Source organism: Vibrio sp. KUL80 (assembly GCF_059725495.1).
The window spans coordinates 3424187-3437811 of sequence record NZ_AP045841.1 but is presented as its reverse complement, the minus strand read 5'-3'; the positions used below and the strand labels follow the sequence as shown (position 1 = coordinate 3437811).

The 13625-nt window shown below is 49.3% G+C and carries 16 protein-coding genes; 11 read left to right on the top strand and 5 right to left on the bottom strand.

Annotated elements, in window-relative coordinates; all coding sequences use genetic code 11:
* Positions 1 to 32: 32 nt before the first annotated feature.
* From flgE to AC6I8U_RS15955, 11 genes are all read left to right on the top strand, one after another.
* Positions 33 to 1229 carry a flagellar hook protein FlgE gene (flgE, locus tag AC6I8U_RS16005; RefSeq protein ID WP_446569917.1) on the top strand — a complete coding sequence of 399 codons (1197 nt, stop codon included), beginning with the start codon at positions 33 to 35 and terminating at the stop codon, positions 1227 to 1229.
* A gap of 11 nt (positions 1230 to 1240) precedes the next feature.
* Entirely contained in the window at positions 1241 to 1972 is a 732-nt protein-coding gene (locus tag AC6I8U_RS16000; protein WP_042477831.1) for a flagellar basal body rod protein FlgF, read from the top strand.
* 21 nt (positions 1973 to 1993) lie between these two features.
* Entirely contained in the window at positions 1994 to 2779 is a 786-nt protein-coding gene (gene flgG, locus AC6I8U_RS15995; protein WP_252013022.1) for a flagellar basal-body rod protein FlgG, read from the top strand.
* A 47-nt stretch (positions 2780 to 2826) separates the two neighbouring features.
* On the top strand, positions 2827 to 3534 hold the full coding sequence (flgH, locus tag AC6I8U_RS15990; protein WP_042477837.1) for a flagellar basal body L-ring protein FlgH: 708 nt from the start codon (positions 2827 to 2829) through the stop codon (positions 3532 to 3534).
* A 44-nt stretch (positions 3535 to 3578) separates the two neighbouring features.
* Positions 3579 to 4667 carry a flagellar basal body P-ring protein FlgI gene (locus AC6I8U_RS15985; RefSeq protein WP_234496144.1) on the top strand — a complete coding sequence of 363 codons (1089 nt, stop codon included), beginning with the start codon at positions 3579 to 3581 and terminating at the stop codon, positions 4665 to 4667.
* Positions 4668 to 4676: 9 nt separating this feature from the next.
* Positions 4677 to 5231: a rod-binding protein gene (locus AC6I8U_RS15980; RefSeq protein WP_128648351.1), complete on the top strand. Its 555-nt coding sequence runs from the start codon at positions 4677 to 4679 to the stop codon at positions 5229 to 5231.
* A 5-nt stretch (positions 5232 to 5236) separates the two neighbouring features.
* Positions 5237 to 6610 (top strand): flagellar hook-associated protein FlgK, encoded by a 1374-nt coding sequence (flgK, locus tag AC6I8U_RS15975; RefSeq protein WP_234494796.1) that lies wholly within the window; start codon positions 5237 to 5239, stop codon positions 6608 to 6610.
* A gap of 9 nt (positions 6611 to 6619) precedes the next feature.
* Positions 6620 to 7522, top strand: coding sequence for a flagellar hook-associated protein FlgL (flgL, locus tag AC6I8U_RS15970; protein WP_234494795.1), 903 nt, complete (start codon positions 6620 to 6622; stop codon positions 7520 to 7522).
* 44 nt (positions 7523 to 7566) lie between these two features.
* Positions 7567 to 8601: a flagellin gene (locus tag AC6I8U_RS15965; RefSeq protein ID WP_498017349.1), complete on the top strand. Its 1035-nt coding sequence runs from the start codon at positions 7567 to 7569 to the stop codon at positions 8599 to 8601.
* Between the two features lie 290 nt (positions 8602 to 8891).
* Positions 8892 to 9194: a hypothetical protein gene (locus AC6I8U_RS15960; protein ID WP_498017348.1), complete on the top strand. Its 303-nt coding sequence runs from the start codon at positions 8892 to 8894 to the stop codon at positions 9192 to 9194.
* Between the two features lie 18 nt (positions 9195 to 9212).
* Positions 9213 to 10040, top strand: coding sequence for a hypothetical protein (locus AC6I8U_RS15955; protein WP_498017347.1), 828 nt, complete (start codon positions 9213 to 9215; stop codon positions 10038 to 10040).
* A 96-nt stretch (positions 10041 to 10136) separates the two neighbouring features.
* On the opposite strand, the gene AC6I8U_RS15950 is transcribed toward AC6I8U_RS15955, so the two are convergent.
* The 5 genes from AC6I8U_RS15950 to AC6I8U_RS15930 form a co-directional block, all read right to left on the bottom strand.
* Complete coding sequence (locus tag AC6I8U_RS15950) at positions 10137 to 10439, bottom strand: hypothetical protein (RefSeq protein ID WP_128648354.1); 303 nt, start codon at positions 10437 to 10439, stop codon at positions 10137 to 10139.
* A gap of 93 nt (positions 10440 to 10532) precedes the next feature.
* On the bottom strand, positions 10533 to 11528 hold the full coding sequence (locus AC6I8U_RS15945; RefSeq protein WP_252013028.1) for a flagellar motor protein MotB: 996 nt from the start codon (positions 11526 to 11528) through the stop codon (positions 10533 to 10535).
* Entirely contained in the window at positions 11528 to 12385 is an 858-nt protein-coding gene (motA, locus tag AC6I8U_RS15940) for a flagellar motor stator protein MotA (protein ID WP_042477846.1), read from the bottom strand. The genes AC6I8U_RS15945 and motA overlap by 1 nt, the downstream gene beginning before the upstream one ends.
* A gap of 9 nt (positions 12386 to 12394) precedes the next feature.
* The gene (locus AC6I8U_RS15935; protein ID WP_042477850.1) at positions 12395 to 13123 is read right to left on the bottom strand and encodes a FliA/WhiG family RNA polymerase sigma factor; all 729 of its coding nucleotides are present in this window, start codon (positions 13121 to 13123) and stop codon (positions 12395 to 12397) included.
* Positions 13124 to 13131: 8 nt separating this feature from the next.
* On the bottom strand, positions 13132 to 13608 hold the full coding sequence (locus AC6I8U_RS15930; RefSeq protein WP_498017346.1) for a flagellar basal body-associated FliL family protein: 477 nt from the start codon (positions 13606 to 13608) through the stop codon (positions 13132 to 13134).
* Positions 13609 to 13625: the final 17 nt, after the last annotated feature.

The window sequence follows — 13625 nt, the reverse complement described above, 5'->3', positions numbered from 1 at the left end:
ACCAACAAAACTATCAGAATAAAGAGGACATCATGAGTTTTAATATTGCTTTAAGCGGCTTGGACGCCACGAATACTCAGCTAAACACCATCAGCCACAACATTGCTAACGCGTCGACCTACGGTTTTAAAGAGGCGCGCACCGAATTCTCTGCGGTTTACAATGGCATGCAGCCAGGCGGTGTTGAGGTAGCATCTATCTCGCAAAACTTCGATAAGAATGGTTCAGTCTCTGGTACGGGCCGTGCGATGGATCTTGCCATCAATGGCAATGGTTTCTTCGTGACGAAAGACTTGATGGGGCAGACGCTTTACACCCGTTCGGGTGTGTTTGGTACTGACAAAGACAACTTTGTAGTGGGTAACACTGGCGCTAAGCTTCAGGGCTACGGTGTCGATAGCAATAACAATCTGCTTGACGGAGCGGTTGGCGACATCAAGATCAGCACCTCTTCGTTAGCGGCAAAAGCCACCGACAAATTGGATTTCGTCGCCAACTTTGATGCAAGTGCGACAGCCATCGATCAAACGGTCACGCCTTTTGACCCAAATAACCCAGACTCATTCAACTCATCTTACACCTCTAAGGTGTACGACTCGCTTGGTAACTCTCATACAGTAACGCAGTACTTCACGAAAACAGCGGACAACACTTGGGAAGTGAACGTTCAAGTCGATGGTGGTACCACACCTGTTTCAACGGTTCCTGTCACCTTTAACCCAGACGGCACACTAAACTCGCCAACAGGTACGACGAATATCAGCTTCCCTGCGGCCGGTGCCAACCCAATGAGCATCGATATTAGCCTAGCTGGCAGCACCCAATTTGGCGCTTCGTTTGGTGTTAGCACCAATAGCCCAAATGGCTACACATCCGGTGAACTTGCGGGTGTTCGCGTTGAGAACAACGGCATGGTGTTCGCAACATACACCAACGGTCAATCTCAGCTTCAAGGTCAGGTCGTACTGGCTAACTTCGCCAACCCTCAAGGTCTTGCCAAAACCAATGGTACCGCCTGGACACAGAGCTTTAGTTCAGGCGCACCCGTAGTTGGTACACCAGGTACCGGCGTTTTGGGCGATCTCACCCCTGGTGCACTAGAGGGTTCTAATGTGGACTTGACCTCTGAGCTCGTGAACCTGATGACCGCCCAGCGCAACTATCAGGCGAATGCGAAGACAATCTCTACATCTGACAAGCTGACTCAAGCTCTGTTTAACGCGGTATAGGAATCTAACCTATGGATAGCTTGCTATTTACTGCGACAACGGGGGCCAGCCGAGTACTTAAAGCTCAGCACGTTCGCTCCAACAACCTATCGAATGCCGACACCGCGGGCTTTCGCGCGGATATGGAACGCGTAAACAGCGTTCCACTGCAAGGCTCTGGTTTTGATGGTCGCACTATGGTGGTCACCAACTCAGCAGCAACTCGTTTTGATTCTGGAGACGTCGTTAAAACGGGTCGTCCACTGGATATCGCCATCATGGGCGAGGGCTACATCAGTGTGCAAACGCCAGCAGGCAACGAGGCATACACGCGTGCCGGTAACATTAAGGTTGATGACCTCGGCGCAATGACCATCAACGGCTTTGCGGTTGTCGGTGATAACGGACCTATGGTGCTACCGGAATTTCAGAAGGTGGAAATCAGTGAGCGTGGACGTGTCTCGGTGATCCCTCCTGGTGGCGGTGCAGAGGTGGAAGTTGGCACATTAAAGCTGGTGAAGCCGGACATTACCCAACTGCAAAAAGAGAGCGACAGCCTGCTACACAGCTTGGATGGTCAGCCTTTTGCTGCCGATGCCACCGTTAACCTTGCCCCAGAGCACATCGAAAGCAGTAACGTGTCTGCGATCGATGAACTGCTCAGTGTGATGTCGCTAACGCGCAACTTCGAAATGCAGATCCGCATGATGAAAACCGCAGAAACCCTAGCGCAATCAGGAAATAAATTAATGAGCGCGAGCTAGTCGCGTTTAAAGGAGTAAACCATGCATTCAGCATTATGGGTCAGTAAAACAGGGATGGCCGCCCAAGACACGAAAATGACGGCAATCTCAAACAACCTAGCCAACGTTAATACGGTCGGTTTTAAGCGTGACCGAGTGGTCTTCGAAGACCTGTTCTACAGCATTCAGCGCCAACCGGGCGCACAAGTAGACCAAGTGAATCAGCTGCCAACCGGTGTGCAGCTTGGTAGTGGTGTTCGTGTTGTCGGTACACAGAAAGTCTTCACTCAGGGGAGTGCACAGAACACAGGGCAAGAATTGGATCTTGCGGTTATGGGGCAAGGCTTCTTCCAGATTGAAAACTCTGACGGTCAAATCATGTATACCCGCAACGGCCAGTTTCATGTCAACTCCGAGGGCTTGATGGTCAACAGTCAGGGCTTGCCTCTTGAGCCACAAATCCAGATCCCAGATAACGCGTTGACGCTATCGGTTGGTGTGGATGGCACGGTCACCACGACAACGGCAGATGGTCCGGCTCCGCAAGAGCTTGGTCAGATAACGTTGGCTAAGTTTATTAACCCCGCTGGCCTAGAGGCGATTGGTGGCAACCTGTTTAAAGAAACGGAAGCGAGCGGTCAGGCGGAAGAACTCATCGCTGGTGAAGAAGGTGCGGGCAGCATTAAACAGGGCGCGTTGGAGGGCTCCAACGTGCAAGTCGTGGAAGAGATGGTGGACATGATCACCACTCAACGTGCCTACGAGATGAACGCCAAGGTCGTGTCGGCTGCCGATGACATGCTTAAGTTTGTTGCCCAAGCCGTGTAATTCGGTCGGTTAAGTTAGCGGGAAATAACGTGAAAGGAAGTTGTGACATGAAATGGTTTTCTCGAAGCCTTTTGACGCGAAGCACCGTTCTTCTGAGAAGAATAGCGCTGCTGAGCTTGCTGGTATTGGCAGGGTGTGCCTCTAGACCTGAGTTTGTGCCGCCAGAGCCAGACGAGCAGAAGTACGCGCCACCAGAGCTTAGTTATGCGTTGCCAGAGGCGACCAATGGCAGTTTGTATCGTCACCAATATAACCTCACGTTATTTCAAGATCGCCGCGCTTATCGCGTCGGCGATGTGCTAACGATTCTTCTTGTAGAAGAAACCCAATCAAGCAAGAAAGCCGACACCAAGTTTGGTAAGTCTTCCAATGTCGACTTTGGCGCGGCGACCGTAGGCGGAAAAACGTTAAATGAAACCGCCGTTGGTATCAGTGGAAGCCGAGCCTTTGATGGCAGCGCAGCGAGCTCTCAGGGCAATAAGCTTGAAGGGGCTATCACGGTCACTGTCCATGAAGTCATGCCTAACGGCGTACTGAAAGTCAGCGGCGAAAAATGGATTCGTCTTAACCAAGGGGATGAGTTCATTCGTGTGACAGGAATCGTCAGAGCCGATGACGTCGACCGCTACAACCAAGTGTTCTCTCATCGAATTGGTGATGCTCGCATTACCTACTCAGGACGCGGAGCCTTAGCCGACAGCAACTCAGCTGGTTGGTTAACGCAGTTCTTTACTAGCCCATGGATGCCGTTTTAATGCTTAACACTCGTCGTTTTCTTGATACTTTTTTCACGGCATTGATGACCGCATCGGCGATTATCTTGATGCCGTCCGCTCACGCTGAAGTGGAAATTCCGATTATGGACCTTGTCGATGTGCAAGGTGTGCGCACTAACCAATTGGTGGGTTATGGCTTGGTCGTGGGTCTTGATGGTCAGGGTGATCGAAACCAGGTGAAGTTCACGGCACAATCCATTACTAACATGCTGCGTCAATTCGGTGTGCAGATTGGTGATGACGCTAACCCTAAGCTGCGTAATGTGGCATCGGTGAGCGTGACGGCCTCTGTTGATCCAATGGCAGGCCCGGGTCAAATGCTGGATATCGTGGTGTCATCGATTGGTGATGCTAAGAGCTTACGTGGCGGTACATTGCTACTCACACCGCTGCGCGGTGTTGATGGCGAGGTGTATGCGGTTGCACAAGGTAATGTGGTTGTGGGCGGCGTTTCTGCTGAAGGGCGCAGCGGCTCTAAGATTGCGGTAAATACGCCAACCGCGGGTCGCGTACCCAATGGGGCAACACTGGAGCGTGAAATCCCATCGGACTTTAACTCGCGTCCACAAATCACGCTGAACCTTCGTAAGGCAAGCTTCACCACAGCGAAGAACATCGCCCGTGAAATCAACAGCACCTTTGGCCCTGAGGTCGCGATTGCGGTCAACAAGGTACGTGTTGATATGCGTGCACCGAAAGACAGCCAGCAACGTGTCACCATGATGTCGATGCTTGAAGAGATGAGTGTTGTTGAGGGGCGTAAGCCAGCTCGTATCGTGTTCAACTCGCGCACCGGCACCGTTGTAGTCGGTAAGAATGTCAAAGTCACCGAGGCGGCAGTCAGTCACGGTAACCTTACTGTGGCTATCAGTGAGTCACAGCGAGTTAGTCAGCCAAACGCGTTCGCTGATGGCGATACCGTGGTTGTCGACCAGACCAAGATCGACATTAACGAAGACCAAGCGCAAATGGTGATCTGGCCGGAAGGGACGGAGCTGAACACGATAGTAAACGCTGTCAATAGCTTAGGCGCAACACCAACCGATTTGATGTCCATTCTGCAAGCCCTGCATGAAGCAGGTGCACTGAATGCTGAGTTGGTAGTGATCTAGGAGGCGATGATGAAAATAGATGCCATGAACGACACGACTCGTGTCAACAGTATGCTGTATCACGACAACGCTGCGCTGACTAACATCAGACACAGCAATGATAGCCCAGAAGCACTAAAAGAGGTGGCAGGTCAGTTTGAAGCCATGTTTTTGCAGATGGTGCTCAGACAGATGCGCAGCAGTAGCGATGTGCTTGCCGATGAAGATAGTCCTTTTTCTTCCCAGCAGCATGGGGTATTTCGCGATATGCACGATGGTCAGCTCTCTATCGAGCTGGCGAAGAAACAAAACTCGGGTATCGCCGATATGTTGGTTAAGCAATTGGGACCAGCCCAAAGTGCAAGCTCTAATCAAGAGGTGCAGTTTGATGCCGCGCGCGTGCAAGCCATGGGCTCAGCCAATGACATGGAAGGCAAATCACAAACTCATGCATTGGGTGATAAAAACGCGTCTTTGTCAGTTAACGACGAGTCCACTTCCGCCGCCTTTAATCTTCAGTCTCCTCGTGAGGCTGCCATGACCATGGCCTTCTCTCAGCCTCTAATGAAAATCACGGAGCGTTAACTGCAATGAGCCTTATTAATATCGCGCTTTCAGGCATGAATGCCAACCGCGTGGCACTCGATGTCACGGCGCAAAACGTTGCTAACGTGAACACCCCAGGATACAGCCGCCAGCAAGCCTTGATGTCTTCGGTGGCGGGCGGAAAATACGATTTCAACTCACCAGGCATGGGGGTCGAAGTCACCAGCATACGCCGTGTGACAGACCAATACCTAGTGAAACAAACCTGGTCGACAGCCAGTGAAGCCAATTATTCGGCGGGATACTTGTCGGCCATGAGCCAACTAGAAAACATGCTGGGCGCAGATGGCTTTAGCTTGTCTGCAGGACTCGATAGTCTGTTTGCCTCGCTCAATGATGCGACGACTAAGCCAGAATCGACGCCGCTGCGTCAGCAAGTGATCAACGAGTCAGAAGCCTTAGCGCGCCGATTCAACACGCTCACCGAATCGCTGCACAATCAGCATAAAGATGTACACGATCAGCGCAATGCTGCGCTGTCTCATGCCAACAGCTTGATGGCGAACATTGCTCAAGTAAACAAGCAGATCGTTGAGATGCAAGGCACCGGAGGCAACGCCTCTCAGCTTATGGATACTCGTGATGCGCTCATTGGAGAGCTGTCGACCATTATGGCGGTGAAAACCACCGACCAACCGGATGGCAGCGTGCAAGTGTCCTTGGCGTCAGGTCAGCCACTTGTGATGGGCTCGGACTCGAGCGTGATTAAGGCAATTCCAGACCCAAGTGACCCGTACCTTGCAGATCTGCACATTGAATTTGGTAATCAAACCTTTGCAGCAAAAGGAGATATTGGCGGCAAGCTAGGCGCACTTCATGACTACCAAGTTGATGTACTTGTACCTAATCAACAAGCTATAGATGACATGGCACGTAGTGTTGCCGATGAATTTAATGCCGTGCTCGCTGCGGGTTTAGATCTAAATGGTAACCCAGGTGCGCCGCTATTTACCTATGATCCAGCGAACCCAGCCGCAAGCTTAGATATCACCAATATTACCGCCGATGAGCTGGCATTTTCTGCCGACGGTAATCCGGGTAACAGTGACAATCTCAAGGATTTGATTGCTATCAGCAATAAGCCAGTGGCGATCTCAGGACTTGGCTCGCTGTCCTTAAATGATGCGTTTACCGCTATGGTCGGTGAAACAGCCATTAAAGCACGACAAGCAGAGTCTGATTATCAGGCGAAAAAAGCGATGTCGGATCAGGCGGTTGCAGCGCGCGACAACGTCAGTGCCGTAAACAGTGACGAAGAGGCGGCAAACCTAATGACCTTTGCCAATGCCCATAATGCCAATATGAAAGTGATCAGCACAGCGAATCAGCTGTTTGACTCTGTATTGCAGCTATTTTAAGGAGAGACCATGAGAATCAGTGATACTCAATTTAGCCAGATGATGCTGCAAAGCCTGCAAATCAATAACGCAGGGCTTGGTAAAGTGATGCAGCAAATGGCCACAGGTGATCGACTCACTAAATTATCTGACGACCCAATGGCGTCCATTAAGCTGCTCAACCTTGACCGTGAAGGCGCGGCGATTTCTCAGTATCAGCGCAATATCGCCAATGTGAAAACCACGCTATCGAGCCAAGAGGTGCACCTGGATTCGGTTAACGAGAGTCTGAAAAGCATGCGTGAGTTGGTGCTCTGGGGGGCGAATGGCACCTTAACGGATGAAGACCGCTTAGGCATGATTTCTGAGCTTGAGAGCTTACGCGAATCGGTGCAGTCGTCGTTTAATGCGCAAGACGAAGAAGGGCACTATCTGTTCTCGGGTACTAAAACCGATACGCCAGCTATTTCTGATGCGGGTGGCGGTGTCTATTCCCTAGATGGCAACAGCGACAAGCGTGTTGTGACCGTGGCAAAAGGGGTGACCATGGAGTCCAACACCACGGCTCAAGAAATTCTCGATTTGGGTGGAGGCGATAACGTATTGAATCAAATCGATCGTTTGATTGCTGAATTTAAGAGCCCGAGTCCAAATTTTCAAAATGAAGTTGAAGCTAGCCTCAACGCCATTGATGATACCTTAGGTAACGTTCTGGGTGCGATGACTCAAATCGGTGGACGCCACAACAACCTCGATTTGATGGATGGTGCGCATGTGGAAAATAAGCTATTTGTCGACAAGGTGACCAGTGATGTCTCCGCCCTCGACTATGGTGAAGCCTCAGTTCGGCTGAGCAACTACATGGCTGCGCTGCAAGCAACGCAGGCCAGTTATATGAAGATAAATGATCTCTCTTTATTCGACCGCATCTAGCGGTCGCTTTAGGTCTTAGGTAACACGTTTCAAGGAATGATGGTATGGCAGTAAGTACGGTTGAAGTTAGGCCGCATAGTATTAAGCTCACAGGGCAGGGCACCACGAGTATTGCTCCCTCCCAGGCTTCTGATACCGCCACTTCCTTATCAAAACATCTGCTTAAACCACAAGCGGAAATCGCTTCGGCGTATTCACTTTCTGGCGTGCTATTGACCCAAGGTCAGCAGCACGCGACCTCAGTTCAAATTGCGACTAAGGCGCTACAAGGTGTGGGTAAAGAGCTCACTCAAGTGAAAAAGCAGTTAACTCAAGCACTATCACACGGTGCATCACCGCAAACTACTGACAAGCTTGCCCGTTCTAAGAACATGATTGAAGCCACGCTGAATCAAGCGCGCTTTGATGGTAAACGAGTGGTCGATAACGAGCTGCATCTAAAGCTCGACACCGCCGATGTCAGACGATTCTCTATTCCTGGTTTGAACGTACACCGCATGAGTGAACGTGCAGAGCAGGTGCGTCTAGATTTTCCGAGCGGCGGCTCCGTTATGTTGCAGTTTGATGGTTTATCGGATGGACAGCGCACGGTGAAACAGCTCGACCGCAGTGTGATTCCTATGGGGATGCGCGCATCTCTTGCCAACGATGGCAGCATCGTATTTGAAGTCCATGAGTCGGCATACGCAGCGATGCAGCAGCACGTGCGTGTTACGGGTGAAGGGCACCGCTTCCCTGCCGGGCAAGCTAACACCTTCTCTATCCAAGCTGAGCCAGACGGTATGGCAGAGCTTAAATTCGACCTTGGCTCACGCGACGGTATCATACAGTCCATCGCTAAGGTTAACCAGCACCTCAAACAAGCTCAGCTGAGCTTAAACGAAGCCAGACAGTTCCAATCCCAACTGGATACGCAAATGACGCGAATCCAGAGTCAATCCAACCTCCCTTCAACCGAGCAGGTCAATCAACAGCTCTCAAGCTTTAATCAACTCTCCCAAGACTTTACTACCACGTTCCAAGCTCTTAATGCCCAAGCGAATGTTCGCAGACATACAGTAGTGGCATTACTTAAATAGCAATGAAGTAATATATTTTCAATGCCATAAGCTTTCGGTTATTAAATAAATATTACTTATGTATGGGGTATTATTGATATATTGAAATAATTAATTTTTCGACAGGTGATATTTTGCTTCTAGCATTTAATTTTATAACTAATCATATTTTTAGGTTTTTATTTATGAGTTTAAATAAAAAACTGAACGGTTGTTGATGTGAGTCTCATTTGTAATCAATTGGTTGCAATGATGTTGTAAGCCTCTGATATAAATATCACTGCATTAAACCATATAGATAAGGAGAGTGCGTGAAATATTTGCTTCTAGCAAGTTTGAGCTTACTTCTCTCGGGCTGTGGAGGCGATGGCGATAGTTCGTCCGTCGACTCTGTCAGTCAGAGCGGGGATGAGTTTAAGAAAAGAGCATCTATTGTCGAGGACAGTGATGGTGCACAGTTCAGTCAGATTGAGGTGTCTTCTACAGAAGATGTCATTATATCTGTCGCGAAGAACGAACAAGACAAGGCTGTATTTTCTCTATCTTCAAGTAATGAAGACAGTGGTGATATAGCGGAAAAATTGGTTGTCTCAGGAAAACTAACAATAAAATAATAATATATGGATGTAACAATGAATAAAAAACTACTAGTAGTGGCACTGTCGTCAGTGTTAGGTGCGACATCGGCTTTTGCATCGGGTGATGCTATTTTGAATGTGGAAGGTGAAATTCAAATTAACGGTCAGACGGTTATCGATAATAATGGTAATCTTGTAGGTCTGGAGTATGCCCAGAAAAACCAAATTGAGATAAGTGATTACTTTTCTAGTCAGAGTGGTACATATACTTTTCTTAATCAAGCAAACCAAAAGCTTGTAATTGAAGAAACTGAACAAGTAGTTACTTATAGAAATTATTGGAAGGTTGATGATGGTAGTTGGGTCGAAAGTTCTGTCTACCAGGTGGTAGAAAACGGTGATGGTACATATACTTCAACACTTACATATGATTTCGTGCAGATTGATCCAGATGGAAATGAAACTTCTGAAGAAAAAGTGACCGTTGAAACGTTTCGAGAAACAGAGCTAACCGTACCGCAAACAAGCTACTTACTCGGAAGCCTTATGGTCAGATTCTTTGAAGAAGAGCTGTTAGAAACGACTAATGAAGACAGAGAAGTTGGTGAAAAGTACTCATATACTAACGAGTATCAATATGGGGCTCGTTTGAGTACGTTCAACTTGGATGACGGCTCTAGTGTGACAGATTGTTTAGTTGGTACCAATGGTGAGATAGCGTGTAAAGGACTAGGTTTGATTGCGTGGGGAGAGTATGACTATTCAATGAAATTGGTCAAATTTGAACCTTCGGCTGCTAGTCAGATGTCTAAAGTATCGGCTGCTTCAGTCAAAAGAGATCTCAACGTTAAACGGATTCATCAAAAACTGAATCAGAAATAGAATTAGATAGGGCGGCTTAGTCGCCCTTTTTTTGTCTTTTCCAATTGTATTTCCTTTCCCTTTCTACTTGCTTTGATTAACAATTGAAGGTTCTTTTTATACCAAAAAGAAGAAGTACAAAAAGCAAACAAACGCCAGCAGCGTAGCCGATATTGTCGGATAGATAATATAAGCGTCTTGACGATGGGTTCGGCGAAAGCACATAAACGTCAGCAGTATGTTGTATACCACCAGAAGCAAACTGATGAAGGTGCCGCCTCTGAGCGACAGTGTGGTGAGCTGGCTCAGGAACAGGGCAAGTAGCGCATAATCAACAATGATTAGCCACAGAAATGCCTTCTGTAGTCCGTCTGGAGCTTTGTTTGCCTTCGTTGGCATGTGGGGAATAGTTCGTCGCATAACACACTCTACTGATTCGGTGCTCAATAAGAAACTTTCGACATATCAAGGGTGTTCTACTTCAAGGATAGAACACCCAAAGAGAGGTGCAAGTTAAAGCGCTTGGGCGTCGGTGGTGGAGCTTGGCGCAGTGTCGGTATCGAAACGGATAGTATCGGTTCGGAATACCGGTTGGTTGAACTTCGCCTTTTCTCGCGCCTTTTCGAGTTCGTTATTTGGCTGTTGACCAAACAGGGTGCTGATCACTTCAGCCGCTGGAGTGGTCAAGATAAACAGCTCGATGCGACGGTTTTCACTCGATGACGGCTCTGAATGGTTCAGTAGGGCGCGATCCGACATTCCCGTGACTTGTAGAACACGCTTTTCAGGCATGCCCCCAGACACTAGGGTGTGCCTTGCGGTGTTAGCTCTCGACGATGAAAGCTCCCAGTTAGACTTACTTGAGAAAGTTTGACGATACTGTGTCGAATCCGTGTGACCACTAATGATCATTGGATTTTCAACGCGCTCAAATACGGGCGCTAGCGCGAGCAATAAGTCTTCAAAGAACGGGGTTAAGGTTGAGCCGCCGCGACGAAACATGTTTTGCTTGTAGTCATCTTGCAGCACAATGCGCAGCCCTTGCGGGGTGACGGTGACGTCGACATTTCCCTCAGCGTTGATTTGGCGCACCATGTCATTGATCACCTGCGCAAGCGCAGCCAAGCGTTCTTGGGTATCAAAGGTGCCATCGATGAGAGAGTCTGACTCCGGCCCTTCGCGATCGCCCTGAAAAAAAGAGCTCACTGTGTGGACTGAGTCGTGACGACTAGCTACGGACGAATCCGTAGCTAGGTCGATAGGAGAAATACTTTGCGAGGTATCGAAAAGATTACCGGTACTCTGGTCAAACACGCTCGCCATTTGCAGATGAGCAACAATCGCTTTGCGCTCTTCTTTATCGACGACCTGCATGACCCAAAGTACGAGGAACAATGCCATCAAGGCAATCATAAAGTCGGCAAACGCCACCTTCCACGCACCGCCATGAGATTCATGGTGATGACTGCGACTGGCGCGTTTGAAGACTACTTGCTCATGTTTTTGCATTATCCCTCCTGTTCAGCGAGCCACACCTCCATTTGGTTAAAGGTCGGTTTAATGTCTAGCTGAATGTGCTTGCGGCCTGCGTCAATCGCCAGCAATGTCGGCTTCTTCGCTACATACGCAACCAAGGTTGCGCGAGTGCAGTCGAAGGCGGACATGTTGCGTTTAACACGTTGAGCCATGGCGTTACTTGCTGGGTCTAAACAGCAGTAACAACCGAAAATACCGATAAATGTGCCTACTAGAGCGGCGGCAACGTGATAGCCAATCATGGCGATCGAGCCATCAATTGCGGACATCGTAATGATGATGCCACCAACCGCGGCCAAGATACCGAAGCCTGGCATGGCTTCCGCTGTACGTTGCATAGAGCGAGCCGGCTGCATGTAATCAGCCTCGATGGCTTCAATTTCTTGCTCTAGTAGTCCCTCTAACTCATGAGGCGACATTTGTCCCATTGCCATTAAACGTAAATTGTCGGTAATGAAAGAAACTAGGCGATAGTCACGGCTAACACGTGGGTAGCGAGCAAAAATATCGCTCTGCTCTGGGTTTTCAATGTGCTTATCGAGCGCCTTGAAGCCGCCGCTGCGCACGGTCTCAAGTAGCACTTGCAGCAGTGCCATAAGCTCCATGTAGAACTCACGTTCATCTTTGGGAGGCGATACGATAGCGCGCAGTTGGCTGCGCATCTCTTTCAATACTTGAGGCGGGTTACCTATGATCAATGAGCCCAGGGTTGCGCCGACAATGATCAGCATTTCTGCCGGCTGCCAAATGGCCATTAGACTGCCTCCGGCCCAGACGTATCCGCCGAAGACACACATCAATATGATGATTGCGCCAGTAAACTTTTGCATAGTGGACTCCTAAGAAGACAGTAGTTGGTTGAGCTGCTTGAGCGCTTGTTTGTGCAGCTGACATATCCTCGGCGGTGTCAGTTCGAGCACTAAAGCAATCTCGTGTAAGTTCAAGTCGTGTTGATAAAACAGGGTGAGCAGTAGCTGCTCACGTTTAGGGAGTTTGTCGAGCGCTTTTTCAAGGCTGCGGCGGATATGTTCATGATTCATGCCGTCGTAGTCAGAATCCACCGTCCCCTCGAGACCACTTTCAATTAATTGGTCGAGGCTCTGCATTTCCGCCGCCATGGTGGCGTTGAGTCTGGCGTGATAATCCTGCTGATCGGTACCAAGGGCGCGTATGATCTCTTGTTCGGTCGGTGTTCGCTTGAGACTCTTGGTCAGATCGCGCGTGACATCGTTAAGCTCGTGCGCCTGCTGACGGGTTTTGCGTGAGCGCCAATCGAGCCGTCGCAGCTCGTCTAAAATCGAGCCACGAATACGACACACGGCAAAAGCGGGGAAGTTAGGGTCGTCAATGTTGCCATAACGACGACCGGCTTCGAGTAATCCAATCAGCCCGATTTGTTGCATGTCTTCAATGCTGCAATGGGTGGTGGCGTGATTACGCAGTTGGTTGACGACGCGCTTAACCAAGATTTGATGCTGACTAAGCAAGCGATTTTCATCGATACGGTTGGTGGGCGTCGAGACTTCGTCGACCACTCCGTAGCTTTCAGAATGATTCATATCCAGCATGGCAGCTCCTACTGAATAACAAATTTCGTCAGCAGAACATCGTCGATATCGCGCTTAAGCTGGGTATCAGCATAGGCGGTTAGCACCGATGCTTTCACTTCTTGTTGGAGCTGCTCCAGTGCTTCAGCGCCATGCAGATCTTCATAGCGCTTTTGGCTAAACAGATTCAGCATCGCGTGGCGAACTTTGGGCATATAGTCGCGGGCAAACTCTAGACGCTCTGGATGACGCGTTTCCAATGCCAGTTCTAGCATCACAAAGTGGGTCTGTTTTTTGCCGCGAACGCTGACAATCACATTATCTAATGCATGAAACGTTGGATCGGCGCTGCGCTTTGGCTCTGAGTTAAATAGTGAGAACTCGCTAGCATTCACCGTCGGTTGATTGCTGAAGTACCACATGGTGCCATAAACCGTCGCCGCCGAGACCAAAGCACTGGTCGTAATGCAGGCGGCGAAGAGTGAAACAAGGTATTTTTTATTCATGCTGTTTTCCTAAAGCC

Excerpts from the sequence above, each read along its gene's own strand:
- AC6I8U_RS16000 (WP_042477831.1), top strand. The coding sequence starts at position 1,241 with ATGGATAGCTTGCTATTTACTGCGACAACGGGGGCCAGCCGAGTACTT.
- flgK (WP_234494796.1), top strand. The coding sequence starts at position 5,237 with ATGAGCCTTATTAATATCGCGCTTTCAGGCATGAATGCCAACCGCGTG.
- AC6I8U_RS15950 (WP_128648354.1), bottom strand. The coding sequence starts at position 10,439 with ATGCGACGAACTATTCCCCACATGCCAACGAAGGCAAACAAAGCTCCA.
- AC6I8U_RS15955 (WP_498017347.1), top strand. The coding sequence starts at position 9,213 with ATGAATAAAAAACTACTAGTAGTGGCACTGTCGTCAGTGTTAGGTGCG.
- flgE (WP_446569917.1), top strand. The coding sequence starts at position 33 with ATGAGTTTTAATATTGCTTTAAGCGGCTTGGACGCCACGAATACTCAG.
- AC6I8U_RS15980 (WP_128648351.1), top strand. The coding sequence starts at position 4,677 with ATGAAAATAGATGCCATGAACGACACGACTCGTGTCAACAGTATGCTG.
- flgG (WP_252013022.1), top strand. The coding sequence starts at position 1,994 with ATGCATTCAGCATTATGGGTCAGTAAAACAGGGATGGCCGCCCAAGAC.
- AC6I8U_RS15965 (WP_498017349.1), top strand. The coding sequence starts at position 7,567 with ATGGCAGTAAGTACGGTTGAAGTTAGGCCGCATAGTATTAAGCTCACA.
- AC6I8U_RS15935 (WP_042477850.1), bottom strand. The coding sequence starts at position 13,123 with ATGCTGGATATGAATCATTCTGAAAGCTACGGAGTGGTCGACGAAGTC.
- motA (WP_042477846.1), bottom strand. The coding sequence starts at position 12,385 with ATGCAAAAGTTTACTGGCGCAATCATCATATTGATGTGTGTCTTCGGC.
- AC6I8U_RS15945 (WP_252013028.1), bottom strand. The coding sequence starts at position 11,528 with ATGCAAAAACATGAGCAAGTAGTCTTCAAACGCGCCAGTCGCAGTCAT.
- AC6I8U_RS15985 (WP_234496144.1), top strand. The coding sequence starts at position 3,579 with ATGACCGCATCGGCGATTATCTTGATGCCGTCCGCTCACGCTGAAGTG.
- AC6I8U_RS15930 (WP_498017346.1), bottom strand. The coding sequence starts at position 13,608 with ATGAATAAAAAATACCTTGTTTCACTCTTCGCCGCCTGCATTACGACC.
- flgL (WP_234494795.1), top strand. The coding sequence starts at position 6,620 with ATGAGAATCAGTGATACTCAATTTAGCCAGATGATGCTGCAAAGCCTG.
- flgH (WP_042477837.1), top strand. The coding sequence starts at position 2,827 with ATGAAATGGTTTTCTCGAAGCCTTTTGACGCGAAGCACCGTTCTTCTG.